The organism is Treponema sp. SP13 (assembly GCF_050938355.1).
GTDB classification, from domain to species: Bacteria; Spirochaetota; Spirochaetia; order Treponematales; family Treponemataceae; genus Treponema_D; species Treponema_D socranskii.
The window spans coordinates 12,082-27,804 of record NZ_JADOVM010000003.1 but is presented as its reverse complement, the minus strand read 5'-3'; the positions used below and the strand labels follow the sequence as shown (position 1 = coordinate 27,804).

At 49.1% G+C, this 15,723-nt stretch carries 16 protein-coding genes; 6 read left to right on the top strand and 10 right to left on the bottom strand.

The features are described 5' to 3' along the window. Positions 1-23: 23 nt before the first annotated feature. On the bottom strand, positions 24-323 hold the full coding sequence (locus IZU26_RS06335; protein ID WP_433277634.1) for a hypothetical protein: 300 nt from the start codon (positions 321-323) through the stop codon (positions 24-26). 96 nt (positions 324-419) lie between these two features. On the opposite strand from IZU26_RS06335, the gene IZU26_RS06330 reads away from it, so the two are divergent. Then, the gene (locus IZU26_RS06330) at positions 420-566 is read left to right on the top strand and encodes a hypothetical protein (protein ID WP_432898179.1); all 147 of its coding nucleotides are present in this window, start codon (positions 420-422) and stop codon (positions 564-566) included. 47 nt (positions 567-613) lie between these two features. Here the strand turns inward: IZU26_RS06330 and IZU26_RS06325 are convergent, their stop codons facing one another. The 3 genes from IZU26_RS06325 to IZU26_RS06315 form a co-directional block, all read right to left on the bottom strand. Continuing rightward, positions 614-2,194 carry an HAL/PAL/TAL family ammonia-lyase gene (locus IZU26_RS06325; protein ID WP_433277632.1) on the bottom strand — a complete coding sequence of 527 codons (1,581 nt, stop codon included), beginning with the start codon at positions 2,192-2,194 and terminating at the stop codon, positions 614-616. A 159-nt stretch (positions 2,195-2,353) separates the two neighbouring features. Further along, positions 2,354-3,733: an MATE family efflux transporter gene (locus IZU26_RS06320; RefSeq protein ID WP_433277629.1), complete on the bottom strand. Its 1,380-nt coding sequence runs from the start codon at positions 3,731-3,733 to the stop codon at positions 2,354-2,356. 330 nt (positions 3,734-4,063) lie between these two features. Further along, positions 4,064-4,480: a VanZ family protein gene (locus IZU26_RS06315; RefSeq protein WP_433277627.1), complete on the bottom strand. Its 417-nt coding sequence runs from the start codon at positions 4,478-4,480 to the stop codon at positions 4,064-4,066. Between the two features lie 213 nt (positions 4,481-4,693). Between IZU26_RS06315 and IZU26_RS06310 the strand changes: the two genes are divergently transcribed. The 3 genes from IZU26_RS06310 to IZU26_RS06300 all read left to right on the top strand — a co-directional run bounded on the left by IZU26_RS06310 (position 4,694) and on the right by IZU26_RS06300 (position 9,008). Further along, complete coding sequence (locus tag IZU26_RS06310) at positions 4,694-5,908, top strand: pyridoxamine 5'-phosphate oxidase family protein (RefSeq protein ID WP_433277625.1); 1,215 nt, start codon at positions 4,694-4,696, stop codon at positions 5,906-5,908. A gap of 473 nt (positions 5,909-6,381) precedes the next feature. After that, a complete protein-coding gene (locus IZU26_RS06305; RefSeq protein ID WP_433277623.1) occupies positions 6,382-7,551 on the top strand; it encodes an FIST signal transduction protein in 1,170 nt (389 codons plus the stop codon). Positions 7,552-7,571: 20 nt separating this feature from the next. Beyond that, entirely contained in the window at positions 7,572-9,008 is a 1,437-nt protein-coding gene (locus tag IZU26_RS06300; RefSeq protein ID WP_433277621.1) for an aldehyde dehydrogenase family protein, read from the top strand. Positions 9,009-9,092: 84 nt separating this feature from the next. On the opposite strand, the gene IZU26_RS06295 is transcribed toward IZU26_RS06300, so the two are convergent. Beyond that, a complete protein-coding gene (locus IZU26_RS06295) occupies positions 9,093-9,857 on the bottom strand; it encodes an IclR family transcriptional regulator (RefSeq protein ID WP_433277619.1) in 765 nt (254 codons plus the stop codon). Between the two features lie 174 nt (positions 9,858-10,031). Between IZU26_RS06295 and IZU26_RS06290 the strand changes: the two genes are divergently transcribed. Further along, positions 10,032-10,472, top strand: a complete 441-nt coding sequence (locus tag IZU26_RS06290; protein ID WP_433277617.1) for a Dps family protein — start codon at positions 10,032-10,034, stop codon at positions 10,470-10,472. 148 nt (positions 10,473-10,620) lie between these two features. On the opposite strand, the gene IZU26_RS06285 is transcribed toward IZU26_RS06290, so the two are convergent. Further along, positions 10,621-11,079 (bottom strand): YbhB/YbcL family Raf kinase inhibitor-like protein, encoded by a 459-nt coding sequence (locus tag IZU26_RS06285; RefSeq protein ID WP_433277615.1) that lies wholly within the window; start codon positions 11,077-11,079, stop codon positions 10,621-10,623. 252 nt (positions 11,080-11,331) lie between these two features. Further along, positions 11,332-12,081: a PrsW family glutamic-type intramembrane protease gene (locus IZU26_RS06280; protein WP_310822495.1), complete on the bottom strand. Its 750-nt coding sequence runs from the start codon at positions 12,079-12,081 to the stop codon at positions 11,332-11,334. A 57-nt stretch (positions 12,082-12,138) separates the two neighbouring features. Here IZU26_RS06280 and IZU26_RS06275 point away from each other — a divergent pair, with 57 nt between their 5' ends. Then, complete coding sequence (locus IZU26_RS06275) at positions 12,139-12,720, top strand: shikimate kinase (protein ID WP_433277613.1); 582 nt, start codon at positions 12,139-12,141, stop codon at positions 12,718-12,720. 27 nt (positions 12,721-12,747) lie between these two features. On the opposite strand, the gene IZU26_RS06270 is transcribed toward IZU26_RS06275, so the two are convergent. The 3 genes from IZU26_RS06270 to IZU26_RS06260 form a co-directional block, all read right to left on the bottom strand. After that, positions 12,748-13,260: an FKBP-type peptidyl-prolyl cis-trans isomerase gene (locus tag IZU26_RS06270; protein ID WP_021329646.1), complete on the bottom strand. Its 513-nt coding sequence runs from the start codon at positions 13,258-13,260 to the stop codon at positions 12,748-12,750. A 10-nt stretch (positions 13,261-13,270) separates the two neighbouring features. Beyond that, positions 13,271-13,513: a NifU family protein gene (locus tag IZU26_RS06265; RefSeq protein WP_021329614.1), complete on the bottom strand. Its 243-nt coding sequence runs from the start codon at positions 13,511-13,513 to the stop codon at positions 13,271-13,273. 106 nt (positions 13,514-13,619) lie between these two features. Next, positions 13,620-15,716, bottom strand: coding sequence for a flagellar assembly lytic transglycosylase (locus IZU26_RS06260; protein ID WP_433277610.1), 2,097 nt, complete (start codon positions 15,714-15,716; stop codon positions 13,620-13,622). Between the last annotated feature and the right edge of the window lie 7 nt (positions 15,717-15,723).

Sequence of the window (15,723 nt, the reverse complement as noted above, 5' to 3'; positions counted from 1 at the left end):
ATTTCTTATATTGCACATCGCAATCATGTAAGCTTGCCGATGCGTATTTCATTGTTATTTCCGAAACGATATAAAACGGATACCTCATTTGCGCCGGGCGGATGTTCAAAGCCGGCACGATAATAATCGATGGCATCTTTATTTTTTAATAAAACGGTTTGACAACGCGTAAGTAAATCATAGTAATCGCACAATAAGTGCCGATATTTTTTTAATAAGTCGTCGCAAGCAGAGAGTAAACGTTTATAATCATGCGTATTAGCGAATGCTATTTTTCGGGGGGGGGGGGGGGTAAAATTGTCGGTCGGTATAGGAAAGCTCAACGATATCTCCTGATACTTGATATAGTATAACTCCAAATGTAAAATTTGAAAAGAGGAAAAATCGATAATATCAGTGAAATAATTGAACGAGCTTTTATGCTGTACGCAAGAATGCGGCGCGTGTTTCCAGCCGACGATAATCCGGAAAACATAGAGGCCGCCGAAGCACTCGGGCTTTCGACTTTTTTATTTACAACGGCGGAAGCACTGGAAACGCGTCTTTCGGCGCTCGGTTTGCTGTGACGGGCATCTCGAAAAACCCGATCGTATTTTCAGCAAGCCCGGATCGTTCAGTCGAAAAGCTCCGTCGCTTCGAGCAGCCGTGCGACTTTTTCCGCATCTGCATCGAGCCGGCGGTCGTCAACGAGCGGAGCGGAGACGGCGCGGACTTCGGCATGCACTCGTTGCGTAAATTCTCCGAACTCCGAAGCTCCGACTAAATCGACCGCTTGGCACACCGCGAGTATGTGTACGGCGTATTGCAGATAGATGAGATCGATTTGGTCGCGCAGTTTTCGCGCCGAAATCGTACCCATGGAAACTTTATCCTGGTTGAGCGCTTCCGTCGGGCTCGACTGAATACTCATCGCCGTACAGCAATGCTGCACTTCCGCACGAATCGCCGACATCGTAATCTGCGCCGCCTTAAAGCCGAAGCGCAGTCCCGCGCGTTCGTCGGTATCGTCGGTAAACGGGATCAGGTTTTCCGTGAGATTGTTGAATTTTCCGTCGATTATGATCTCCGCCTGTTTGTCCGCCAAATCGCTGATGTTCGCAAGCGCGATGCGCAGGTAATCGCAGGCGGCGCAGATGTGCCCGCCGTAAAAATTGCCGGTGTTGTAAAGCTCTTGCGTATCGACGTTGACGAGCGGATTGTCGTTCGCGGAGTTGAGCTCTTCTTCGATCCACTGCCGCGCGATCCGAAGCGTGTCGCGCAGGACGCCGTTTATCTGCGGCGCGCAGCGAATGGAATAACGATCCTGAATTTTGACAAAGCGCTTTTCAAACTGCACGTCGCCGATGGAGCCGATGCGTTCGAGCAGGTCTTCGTATCGATACACGCGCTTCGAGTTTTTTACGATATCGTAAATATAGCCCGCGCTTTCGATCTGTCCCGCGTGATTTTTCATCTCCGCGACTTTTTTTCGGAAGGGCACTTCGTTGCCGCGTACGATTTCCGCAGTCGCTGCGGTGACGAAATCGCAGATATTCGCAAGCCTCCGCGCGCGTTTCCACGAAAGGGAGGCGACGGCCGTCATCACCGACGTACCGTTCATGATCGCAAGTCCTTCTTTCGCCGCAAGCGGAAGAGGGGCGATTCCTTCGGCTTTGAGCGCGTCGATCGCCGGAACGATTTTCCCTTTGTAATACGCTTCGCGCTCTCCCATGACGACGGCAGCCACATAGGACAGCGGCGTCAAATCACCCGATGCGCCGACCGATCCCAGTTCGGGGATCACGGGAACGATATCTTTGTCGAGCAGGGTTTTGAGCATTTCGGCGAGGGCGACTCTGATCGCCGAATGCCCGCCTTTTACGTCGGAGTTCAATCGGCACAGTACGACGGCGCGTCCTTCTTCGTGCGAAAATTTTTTACCGAGCCCGATGCCGTGAAAGCGTACAATGGATTTTTGCAGCTCTGCCGCGCGTGAAGGATTGATTTGATTTGCGCACGAATCGCCGAAACCCGTCGTTACGCCGTATGTCGGAAAACCCTTTGCGATATACTCTTCGAGAAATTTGCGCGAGCGGCGGAGCGTTTCGAAAAACGCGGCGTCCTCCGGAAACGAAACCGCACTTTTACCGTATGCGACGGCACACACGCCGTCGATTGTAAGATGCTCGCCGTCAATCGTTATCGTTTTCATCATTGTATTCCCTTGTTTGAATTACTGTATAGTATATTGCACCGATGCACAAGCTGACGAATACGCAATATACTTTTATTTGAAAGTTAAAACGAAACGCTGAAATAGCGCGTCCCGTTTAATTTCGAGTTTTCTAAAGTATGCAGAGGCCGCGCAGCGATTTTACTTTTTATCGGAAGTCAAGTTCACAAGCCAACGTTCTTTTTTGAGCCAAAAATGCGCGATGACGGCTTTGACCGCATCGGAGGTTTTAACGATCGCATACATCGCAACGGGACCGAGTGCGGTAAAGCGTACTAAAAGAAAGATGCCGCCTACAAAAAGAATATTGGCAATAGTATCGCAGATAACACCCATCGTCGTATCGCCTCCGGTGCGTGAAATCGCATACTGTGCATTTAAATATGCCCAAAGCGGAAGGTATGCAGCTGCGGTGATAATAAGACCGCGTGCAATAGTTTGAGAACCGCCGCTTAAATTTTTAAACACAAAGGGGATTAAACATACCGTACAAAATCCGGCTGCCATAAATATAAAGCCGAAGAGTACGGAGCCGGACAGTATCCAATTTTTATATTTTTTTGCTTCTTGCAGTCTGCCCGCCCCCAGTTCCTGTCCCAATATAACCGACGAAGCAGTTACGATTCCTGAAAAACAGATAAAGAAGAGATTTGCAATCGCAAAACCCGCCGACATACCGGAGACGACTTCCGCTCCTCCGCGCGTATTGTACAAAGCGGTTGAAACGGCTTCCGCCAAAGCCCATGTCAGCTCCGAATATAAAATCATAGTCGATTTTTTGATAATTGTTCCGAACAGCCGCACTTTTATGTTGAAGAGTTTGAATATATTGAAAAGGAACGGCGGCTTTTTTACGATAACATACGCAATAAACAATATCAGCTCCGCCGCTCGCGCAATAACTGTTGCGATTCCGGCTCCTTCAACTTCAAGACGCGGAAAACCGAGGTTTCCGAAAATAAAAACCCAATTAAAGAATGTATTTACAAGTGTTGCAATAACTGAGATAACCAACGGAGGGCGGACGATTTCGATTTCGCGCAAAGAAGAAGCAAGCGATTGTGAAAACACCATCGGTATCCATGAAAGTGCAACCGCGCGCGAGTACCGTACGGCCTGATCGATAATCGGCTCCGCATCGGTATTCACCGTCAGCATAAGACGGAACAAACCTCGCGGTGCAATCAAACCGATAATCGTAAACGCAAGCCCCGCCGTACCGGTGAGCAAAAATTTAAAGCGCAGGCTCTGCTGCATGCCTTCACCGTCTTTTGCTCCTCTGAATTGCGACATAAAAATACCGCCTGCAGAGCAAAGGGTATTTACGAGGATGATAAAGACAAAGATAATCATCCCTGCGGTATTTACGCCGGCCATTTTTATATCGCCGAGTCCGGCAACCATAAAATTGTCGATCAGCGAAACAAAGCTTTGTACAAAAAGCTGCGCCATGACCGGCAGTGCAATCGAAAGCGCGCGAGTGTAAAAATGCGTCGTGCCGAAGCAGGTATGTTTTGACATATAATTCCTCTGAGAAAACATTCGGCGTATTATAGTGACTTTGATCGATTGCGTTAAGTATCCGACGAATATCGGATTTTATTAAGAGATAGTATCTGCAAAATACGATCTGTTCGGAAGCGACGCGAAAGCCCTGTACTTGCTCGACAACGAATTGAAAGCGCGCGCTTATGTGCCGCCGCCGCTCACATTGTAAAAATTATTAACCTGCGAAAGGGAAGCATCAACAACCCCGACGCAAGCGTCGGGGTATTAAACCCTCCGCACGAATAAGGGCGCGGGGAAAAGAAACCGTCGGTGTCGTTTCCCCGCAAATCTCTTTATGTCCCTTTAGCGTTCGATTTTTTTAACACGCGCGACGTGTTGACGCCGTCGGATAAGAACCGTGCGCAAACAAGACGCGGCGAGTGCTCCGGTACAGTCGGCAATCCAATCGTATACGGAAGCGTCGCGGCCGGGAACAAACATTTGGTGAATTTCATCGCTTGCCCCGTAACAGGCGGCGGCGATGCACACGATCAAAACGCATACGACAGGCTTTGCCTTCCACATATCGCTGCCGAGCCAATACGAAAAAGCGAACGCAAAGCACCCGAACGCGAGCGCATGCAAAACTTTATCCATGCCCGGAAACACTACCGAATCGGGCAGCGGCAGTTTCGAGCGCGATGAAAGCATAAAAATAGAAAGTGCGACGACAATCGACATACAGCGCATACAATAAACGAAGCGTTTTTCGCTTGGCATTAGAGAACCTCCGTCGTACAACGATTTTAAAACCGCTGCGTTGTACGCGACAGTATAACGGAGGAAAGAGAATGATTACAATATGCCGTCTGAAGTTTAAAACAAAAGAGGCTGCTTTGCATACGCTGCAAAACAGCCTTTGAGATGTTACATACATCGCTTGACGTAAATCGAACTTTGTTATACTAAAAAGCTGGGCGTACGGAGGTTCGCATGCGAAGAAAAGACAGAGAAGTGACCGATATCCGGCAAATCGAAAACATCATCGAAAAAGCGAAGGTCGTGCATATCGGCATGATCGACGACGGCGTGCCCTACGTCGTACCGATGCAGTACGGTTATGTTTTTACCGACGGAGCGCTGACGCTCTATCTGCACAGCGCACAAGAGGGGCGTAAAATCGGTTGCATTAAAAAAAATCCGAACGTTTTTATCGAACTCGAAACGGACATTGCTCTGATTTCAGGCGGCGACATTCCGTGCAAATACAGTTCCGCGTATGCGAGCGTTATGGGCAACGGTACGGCCGAAATTGTCGAAGACCCAAAGGAAAAGGTGTTCGGTTTGGAGTCGATTATGAAAACGCAAACCGGCAAAGCTTTTACCGTATCGGAAGAGATGGCTGCGGCGGTGAGCGTCATAAAGATTTCCGTTCCCCGCGTGACGGCAAAGAGCCGGTCGAGCGAAGCGCCGAAAGACGTACGGCAGGAAAACGGTGCGATAAAAAGCGGCGATGCGAAAGACCTCGTGTCCGAAAACAGGATACCCGAACGAGCTGCATCGGAAATCGAAAAGCCGGAAACGGAACGGCAAAACGGAAAAAAGCCCGATCCGAAGCAAACGACGTATCTATTGGTTTTCAATCAAAACGGAAATGAAACGCCGTTCGCCCTGTTTGAAAACATCGACGAAGCGAAAAAGAGTCTTCGATCCGTTCCCGGTTATACGCTGACCGAAGAACGGGACGGCGATTTTTGCGACGTGCGCGAAACGCTGAGTCCCGAAAAACTGCCCGATTATACCGAAATCGAATATAACGGTAAGTGCATACCGCTCAGCCGTTTTATGTTTCCGGATACGGAAGACGCGGAAATCATCTGGCGGGAAATTCCGAATATGGAAAAGCCGGGTCGGGGTCTTGCGGACGGATGTACGCGCGTGGACGCATACGTTATCGACAATGCGGAAGTAAAAGCGTATATCGAAAAGCGGGAGCGCACATACGAACGCGCAAAAATTTTGCTTGAACGGCAAGGCTGCGAAGTTGACAGGTCGTTTTTCGGTTCCGAAGATGGAGAGGCGATCGTGTATAAAAAAAAGGAAGAAAGCGATTGGCATTTTTTAATGCACATGGATCCCTCTTTCGTCGACGGGGCTCCCGACGATGAAAAGGATTTCGAACGTTGGCTGGAAGAGGATATGCAATAATTTTTTGCATATCAAAACTTCCCGCTTAAAAATTACTGTATAATAATTATTCTCTATAATAAAACGGCGGCGGTGAAAAGCACATATACCGCCGTTGCCGAAAGCCGAATCATCTATTGTTTCATATTGTAAAACCGTATTTTTAGTATGTAAAACCGTAAATTTTTATTTTCGTTGACAGCTGAAAATTCACCTCCTATCATAAAATCAAAAGGTCGAATGTCGAGTTTGAAAAATATCAGCTGATAAAGCTGTGTTTACGGCGAGAACCCGTCTGCTTAGCCGCGGTCGAGCTTTTTAAGACAGGCTTCCGTAGGCCTAACGCTCGAAACGGCACGCAGCCGGAACCTTGCCGTAAACATAAATTTATTTGCTTTTCATACTCGCCATTCAGTTAATACGCGAAACGGATGGAAAATTTCGAGTTTTAGAAAACTCGAAATTGAGCATAAAAGTTTTTACAGGAGGTTGCTATGTTACGAATACGGACTGCGAGCAGCAATAATGCCGATGCGGCTCTGGCAGGAAAGGAATGCGCACGGAAAGTAAAAGACGCGCTGCACGATCTGAAACTTGTATTTGTATACAGCGGCGTTTCGTATGATCAACAGGCGTTATTGAAAGCGATCGGCGAAGAACTTCCGGGAGTGCCGTTGATCGGAAACACGTCGTTTTCCGGCGTCGTCACGCAAGACGGGTTTGTTACCGGCGAAAAAGGCTTTGTCGGAATCATGGCGCTGTCGGATACCGATTTGACGGTCGGAACGGCGGGCTTGGCAAAGAGCGGAAGTGCGCGGGAAACGGGACGGAAATTGGCGGAAAAGGCGCTCGCCGCTGCCGGTAAAAAGGAAGCGCCCGCCTATATGTATATGGTCGCGCCTCCCGGCGAAGAAGAATACTATCTGAAAGGTGTTTCCGACGTTGTGGGAAGAGTACCGCTTTTCGGCGGCAGCGCGGCGGACAATACGCTCGCAGGCGAATGGAAGCTGTTTGCCGACAAAACGATAACCGGCGACGGTGCAGCCCTTGCTTTTTTCTATACGAAAGCCGCCTTTGCAAACAAATATACCGGCGGCTACAGTGAAACCGGTAAATACGGCGTTATCACCAAAATCGCAAAAGAGCGTACCCTCGTGGAAATCAACGGAAAACCGGCGATTGAACAGTACCGCGAATGGACAGGTGCGAGCACAAAAGATACGGAAGGCGGCAATCTGCTCGTGCGTTCCATTACGAATCCGCTCGGAGTAAAAGATCCCTTAGGCGATTTGATCGCGGTGCGTCACCCGATGAACGGCAATGCCGACGGTTCAATCGCAGTAGGAAACAATCTTGCGGTCGGAACGGCGATAGCCCTCCTCGAAAGCAATACGGACGGTTTAATAAAAGCCGTGAGTACGGCTCTTGCCGACTTAAAAGCGAAAATGAAAGGGCCGATAGCCGGTTTCCATTTGGTTCACTGCGGCGGCAGGCGGATCGGAATCGGAGAGCGGATAAACGAATTGACCGCAGCGATTAAAAAAGAGGCGGGAACGATTCCGTTTATCGTCGAATTTACGTTCGGCGAATACGGTTACGAAGACGACGGACGCAATACCTGCGGCGGCCTTATGCTGTCCTTTACGGCGTTCGGTGAAAAGTGAGTTAACGAGAGGTAACAACTATGAAGATGATTATCAACGGAAAAAAGACCGACAGCGCGAGCGGTCAAACCTTTGACGTAATCGCGCCTGCGACCGGCAAAGTGATCGACAGTGTCCCGCGCGCAAACGAAAAAGATTTGGATGCGGCAATCGCTGCGGCCGTACGCGGACAAAAAGAATGGGCGAAAGTACCTGTCTTCAAACGTGCCGAAGTGTTGTATAAGTTTTTGAGCTTGGTGCAAAAATCGCACGAAGATTTGGCACGGCTTTTGTCGAGCGAAAACGGCAAACCCATAACCGAAGCGAGAGCCGAAATCGGAAACGTTACGATCGGCTTCAGCGGATTTATCGAGCGGGCAAAACACTTTTACGGCACGATCATTCCGCAGGGAACGGAAGCGGGACAGCAGACAACGATGCAGCTAGTGCTCAGAGAGCCGGTCGGCGTCGTCGTGTGCATCATTCCGTTCAACTTCCCGTGCGACCTGTTCGACCAAAAAGTCGCTCCGGCTTTGATGATGGGCAACGCCGCGCTCGTCCTGCCTTCATCCGACAATCCGTTGACATTGATGCGGCTGACGGAACTGCTCGTCGAAGCGGGCGTACCCGACGGTGCAATCCAGTGCGTTACGGCTCCCGGCTCCGTAAAAAGTTACGCCGTTTCCGACAAGCGGGTCGGCTTGGTTACGTTGACGGGAAGCACCGAAGTCGGAATCGATTCGGCGATAAAGGCGGCCGCAAACCTTACGCACACGGCGCTTGAATTGGGCGGAAACGATGCGTTCATCGTGCTGGACGACGGAGACGTCGATTTGGCGGTCGAAGAGCTCGTGTGGGGGCGCATGTACAATACCGGACAGGTATGCTGCGCAAGCAAGCGCTTTATCATTCACAATTCGCTGAAAGACGAATTCGCAAAGAAAACCGTTGCAAGAATAAAGCAGCTGAAATTCGGTGATCCTGCCGACGAAGATACGAAAATCGCCTGCCTTATCAGCGAAAAAGCGGCGATACAGGTTGAAAAGCAAGTGCAAAAAACCGTCGAACAGGGCGGCAAAATCGTTTTGGGCGGAAAACGCAACGGCGCTTTTTACGAACCGACGGTCATCACGGATGTTCCGAAAACGGCCGATGTCGCAAAAGACATGGAAATATTCGGTCCTGTCGTACCGATTATCGGATTCGATACCGATGCCGAAGCGATCGAAATCGCAAACAATTCCGTATTCGGTTTATCAAGCTGCGTATTTTCACGCGATCAAAAACGCGCGTTTAAAATCGCAAACGCGATGGAAGCGGGTGAAGCGGTTATCAACGGAGCGAGTTTTTATCGCTCGTTTGAAATGCCCTTCGGCGGGTGGAAGCACAGCGGCATCGGCACTGAAGGCGTCATGTCCACGTTCAACGAAATGACGAAGGTAAAAACCGTCGTGCTGAAAAATATTATTGAAGCGTAAAATAAAAAGTTAAAAAAAATTTATAAAAATTCCGAAAGGCGCTTTCGGATAAAATCCGCGAGCGCCTTTTTTATGAACGCCGTCTTACGGAACGTAGCCCATATTTTGAGAAATCTCCGCGGCGGTTTGTTTTAGGTATTCGACTATTTCGGGAATCCGCTCGTCGGTGAGTATACTCGTGCTGCCGCTTGCGCTTATTGCCGCGATTATATCGCCCCGATAATCGTATACCGGCGCGCCGATACAGCGGTGTCCGATTTCGAATTCTTCGTTGTCGATCGCCCAGCCCCGCTGCCTGACCGAATCGATTTCTTTTTGCAGCGCTTCAATCGTCGTAATCGTATTCGGAGTAAAACGCGTGAATTCGGTTCTTCCCATAATCGATCGGAGCTGTGTGTTGGAATAATTTGCCAAAAGGCACTTGCCGAGCGAAGAACAGTATGCATGCATACGCAGTCCGATTTGCGAATACAATTTGATATTCGAAAATATATCCATCTTTTCGATATAAACTACTTTATCGCCTTCCAAAATGCCCAAATGCGACGTAAGCCCGAACTTTGCCGTAATCTGTGCGATGTACGGACGCACTTCCGTTTGTAGCTCCAAACTGTCGATATAATAGCTCACCGCTTCGATAAGCTTCAATCCGATTTTATATGTACCGTCTTCATTCTTTTTTAAATAACCGCGCTTGAGCAGCGTCGAAATAATGCGGTATGCCGTACTTTTATGCAGACCTACTTTTTCGGCGATTTTCGTCAGTACGGCGGAATTTTTATTTGCCGCTACCGCTTCGATGATATCCAATGCCCGTTCAATAGACTGAACACCGTAATCATTCGCCATCGCGCACCCCCTTTAAATGTACGGTAAAGTATCCCTGCTGTTCAAGTACCTCGCACGCTTATCCTTAATGAACGGTTGACGATTGCCGTTTTTTTTATTATTTTAAATGAAGTTAGCGTAGTGCAATTTTTTGAAATTGCATAAAACTCAAACGTTTTTTAATACGAGGTTTATATGACAAAAGAATTGGAATCAAAATTAAATCTGTATCTTGCAAATCAGATGATCGATTATGTCAAAAAACATAATCTCCATTGGAACTTAAAGGGTACTCAGTTTTTTACCCTTCATGCAAAACTCGAAGAGTTGTACGACGAAGCGAACGACATCCTCGATGAAGTTGCCGAACGCATTCTCGCACTCGGCGGCAATCCCGTTTCAAATATGAAAGAAGCGCTCGCGATGGCGACGATCAAAGAATTGGACGGCGGTCCGAAATCCGCCGACGAGACGATCCGCGCCCTCGTTTCCGACACCGACTATTGGATCAAAGATTCGAAAGAAATCGTCGAACTTGCGGAAAAAGAAGGCGACGGCGTGACGGCCGACATATTCAACGGTTTTACAAAAGAATATCAAAAATTGGCGTGGATGGTGAAAGCTTATAACAGCTGACAGCCTTCTCCGCTCGTATGCTGACAGTCATAAAAAAAACGCGGCGTTTTGCTTTTTTGAAAGGGGCGCCGCGTTTTTTATTCGTACGGAGGATTTAATACCCCGTCGCTTTGCGTCGAAGTATGTCGATTCGATCGCGCGCGTAAAGCTATTTTCTGAAATTATCCAGCGCGCCGAACATACCGGTGAGCGATGCGCTTTCGATTTCGTGTCCGGAGATCGCATCTTTGAGCGCTTTGACGTCGCTGCCCGGGCGAAGATCGATCGTCGCGTCAAGCGCATACAGGTAAAAGATATAACGATGCGTACCGAACGGCGGCTGCGGCCCGTTGTAGCCGCTCGTACCCCAGCTCGTCTTTCCTTCTACGGCGCCGCGAGGAACGGTTCCGTCTCCGATCGCCGTCGTCTCGGGCGGAATGTTCCACAGTGTCCAATGATAAAATCCTCCCGCACACGGTGCGTCGGGATCGTGCATGATAAGGGCAAGGCTCTTTGCCCCGTTCGGCACTCCTTCGATTTTCAGCGGTGGAATGCGGTTCGCCCCCATTTTTGCAAATTCTTTCGGCAGTTTTTCGCCGTCGGCAAACGCCGTGCTTGTCAATTTCATAACGCGATGCCTCCACACGTCATTGTATCGCAAGGATGCGGAAAGTCAACACGAACGATGACCGTGCGAGGTAATCCATATACCGCTCGCCGGTATAGTTTTTGCAAACCTCTGCAGCGGTTTTGCAACGCTGCGATGCGACATCCGTACCATAACAATACAAAGATTCCCGCGCCGCTTGCAATAAATACACACGCTCAAGGTCTCTCGTTTTACGCGTCGACCGCTGCGTTAATCAGCGTTTTTTCCGCTTTACCGAACCTTCAATTTTTTCGCGGAGTTTTCCTTTTTCGTCATCTCTTTTTCCGCCGTCTTTTTTGCTTTCGACCTTATACCCGCTTTTTGCTTTTCGTCCGATTGCATCCTATAGCTGATTCTGCATTGAACGGCCAAAAATAAAATAGCCGCGATAGAAAACCATTTAAAATCGTCGTAAAGTGCGAAAAAATCGTATAGACCGTGCAGCAGCGGCGCAAACAAAAGTGCGGCGATGTCGATCCGCATCCGCTTTACCGATCGAATAAACAAAGCGCTCAATCCCGCACACAAAGTATGCACCGCATCGCTCGTAAACATTCGCTCAAACAGCTGAACGTAGATGAGATGCGCACCTATCGTATTCGCCTGCTGCAAGTGCTGCAAAAAATAAATCGCCGATTCAAAACAGCCCAAACTCATACCGCAGATACACGCGCACATAAAAAACTTTCCGAGCGACAGCCGCTTTGACGGCAAAAACAACATGACGATCATTTTAATAAATTCTTCGATGAGTCCGTTAAACAAAATCGCGCGTAAAAGCTGCGTAATCCAATCATCGGAATGCAAAAACGGAATATCCGCCGCGTAAAACTGTAAAATCGAAATAGGCGCTACAGCCAGCAAGCCGAGCAGCACCGCATACAGCATCGAGATTATCCCGACGCGACCGAAGCGGTGTATCGGCAAAAATATGATAAGGAGAGGAACAAAGCAAAGCGCAAGCGGCGCGTAGATATTCATATAAAAAGCATACTGCAAGTTATGGACTTTTGCAATTACAAGCAATATACTGACGGCATGACAACATCTCCTGATCCGGCATACATCCTCTTCGGCATAAAACATTCGGGAAAAACGACGCAAGGCCGTCTCCTCGCAAAAAAACTTTCTTTTCCCTTTGTCGATATCGATGAGATCATCACAACGCAAACGGGTTTTACGCCGCGTCAAATATACTTCGATTACGGGCCGGAAAAATTCATGAGCGCCGAAGAAAAAATCTGCCGCGTACTCGAAAAAAAATGTACCGGTAAAAAGATCGTCATCGCGACCGGCGGCGGTATATGCGACAACGCTCCGGCGCTGATGCGTTTGCGTGATTTGGGAACGTTTATTTTTCTCGAAGTTTCCGAAGAAATCGCATTCGACAGGATTTTGGAAAAGATAAAGTTCAACGACGACGGCTCGATCGCAAATCTGCCCGCATATATCGCGCGTAAAGAACCGAAAACCGAAGAAGAAGTGCGCGCTGTCTTTCACGACGTTTTTACCGAGCGGACGGCGCGCTATCGATCCTTTGTCGATACGATCGTTCCGCTCGACGCCGTTTCCGAAGAAGAAAATTTCAAAACGCTGTGCGGCGCGCTCGGCATAGTGTGACGCCGGCGGTCGTTCGGATTACCGCGATCAACCGCACCCGCCGCTGCAGCCTCCGCATCCTCCGTTGCAGCTCCTGCCGCAACCGGACATCTCGGGCATGAGCTCTTCGTCCGTCGCTTCGCGCACGTCGACAACCTTAATATCGAATACGAGCGTCTTTCCCGCCAATTCGTGGTTACCGTCTACGGTAACGGTGTTGTCCGTAATATTTTGTATCGTCACCGTCATGGGACCGCCGGCAGTCTGAGCTTGAAATTTCATACCGACTTCAAGCGGAGATCCGTTGTCGAACTGATCGCGCGGCACTTCTATGTGCAGCTTCGGATCGTATTCGCCGTAACCGTCTTTCGGCAAAACCGTTACCGTAAACGCATCGCCGGGATTTTTGCCTTCAAGTTCCGCTTCGAGTCCCGGAATCAGATTGCCGTTTCCGTGCAGGTATTCGAAGGGAGCAAGCCCTGAAGACGAATCGATCAACACGCCGTCGGAATCTTTCAGCGTATAGTGTATTTTTACCATTCTGTTTTTTGCAATGCACATATTCGATTCCTCAATCCATATCCTGAACGACTTCCGTTACTTCCGGACACGCGTCTTTGAGATATCGCTCGACGCCCATTTTAAGCGTCATCATCGCCATGGGACAGCTGCCGCAGGCTCCGACCAATTTTAAATGAACGCGGTTCTGTTCATCCAAGGAAATATATTCCATATCACCGCCGTCAGCCTGCAGCTGCGGGCGGAACATATCGAGCGCTTCTTTTATCGAAGCTTCAAGTCTTTCGTTTGCCATACGATCTCCTAGCGGTGCCGACGGGTTATCACCGAAAGCATGAGTTTATTTAACCGATACTTTCAAACTTCGTCATTCAACCTAATACTATAAATATACTGTAATTTTATCGATTTGTGATTTTTTTCACAACGGTTTGAACCGGCGTATCGTAGTATAAAATACCGTACATCGCCGAAGCGGAGATAAGCTTTCGTCCGTAATCGCGCGTTTCCGAATACGGAATCGTTTCAAGAAACAAATCGCTTGCCGTATGTCGGCCGAGTTCCAAATGCGAATTATTCATCCAGCGGCGTACCCGCCCGATTCCCGCATTGTATGCGAAAAATGCGGTGAGCGGCGAACCGTCGAGCCGCTTCGTAAGATATGCGAGATAATACGCGCCGAATTCGATATTCGTCGCAGGATCGAGCAAATTGTAATCGCTTCGTTTCAAGCGCATTGCGATTTCATCCGCCGTCAAATCCATGAGCTGCGTTAAACCGCGCGCGCCCGCTGCGCTTATGACATTATTGCTGAAAAAGCTTTCCGTGCGGATGAGCGCGTACAAAATCGCCTCGTCGATACCGAACGCTTCGCACGAAGCGGAAACCTCTTTCACATAATTGCGCGGGTATAAAAGTCGGTATGCGTCTTCGCCGAACGGCATATCGCTTTCCGCAGCCGTTTTTGCGACGATCCGAAGGCTCTGCGTATAATATTCGTCCGTACCCGACGCCCCTTTATTTAAAAAATCCGAAAGGGTAACGGTGCATTCGACACTTATCGCTTTACCACCGGAAGTAAACGCAAGCCATTCTGGATAAATTTTTTCCGGCAATCCGAAAAGCGCATAGCCCGCAAGCAGCCGCTCGGCGGCTTCGTCCTTTATAAAATTTTTATTAATTTTTGTTCGATACAGCGCAGCTTTCGCCTCTTCTCTGTTGAGATCGAGTTTTGCCGTCGCAAGCGCTTTATAATAAAGATCGCAATCGAGCGAAAGCACGCGACGAAACGCGTTATCGGCTTCCGTTCGCGGCTCGCCGGATGCAATCAAACCTTCCTGCACGAGCCGTCCGTAAAGATACGCAAAGCGGCCGACGGACACATCCGATGCGTAGCCGTCGATAGCGTCGTATACTTTTTTAAAATCGCTCCAGCGCGATTGCGAAAGGAGCAGCGGCGCAAAGAGCTCGAAAAAATCGTCGAAGTACGAAGGATTGTCGATCTTTGCGCGATGGATTTTAAACACGTCTATCGAAGTATCGACCGAAACGCGCAGACTGGCGTTCAAGAGATACCACAGCGCATTGTCGTACTGCGCACCGGTCGGCGCACAGTCCATGGCACGGACAAAACGATCCGCCGCCGCCGCGTAATCGGAATCGGCTTTATCGTAGAGCCGGCCGGCATAAAAATACGCATTGTAGACGACGGCCGCATCGTTCTTTTCATGTGCCGCAATATCGCTGAAAATCTTCGCATTTTTTATATAGCTCGAGCTGCCGTAGAGACAGGCCTTTCCCATGTCCGAAACGATCTGCGCCGTAAGCGGCAGCGCCTTGCTTTTTACCGTGATATCGATAATGTCCGAAAAGCGCTCATACGCCGAATTGTAATTCGCATTATAGACGTCGATTCGAAAATTAATAATTTTGTTTTTCGCCGATTGAAGATTTTCAGTTACCGTTTCCTGATACAACCGATTCATCGAAAGCGTCATCGCCCTCGACGTGTACCATACGTACGCTTCGTCTTCAAAACGCCGGCTGTTCCTTTTAAATAACGCGTTCAATTTAATACGGGCGATTTCGCTGCTGCACGACGCAACGTCGATCGGCTCCGTCAAAATGAGAATTTTCGAATACTCGCCCGCGTTTTCGTATTCGCGCAACGCGATCAAAAGCGCGTCTTCGTCGGTATAGTTTGCTAAAAGTTTTTCGCACGCCGAAAGCCGATCCTGCATCGAACCGAATTGTGTAAGTGCTTCGGCGCTGCGGCGGGCTGCGTAATACGAGCCTTTTTTCGCGCATCGCAAAAAAAGCTGGCGTGCCGCTTTTTCTTCGCCGTCCGCTTTTTTCCGAAGCGCGATATAATAATTCGCATCTTCTCCGTACAGCCTGCGAAGCGAATCGAAACCGCTTTCGCTGCAACCCGAAAAACCGACGGCAAAAGTGAAGAGCGTAAAACAAATTAATAATTTTAATAACCGAGAATTCCGCACAGCTTCT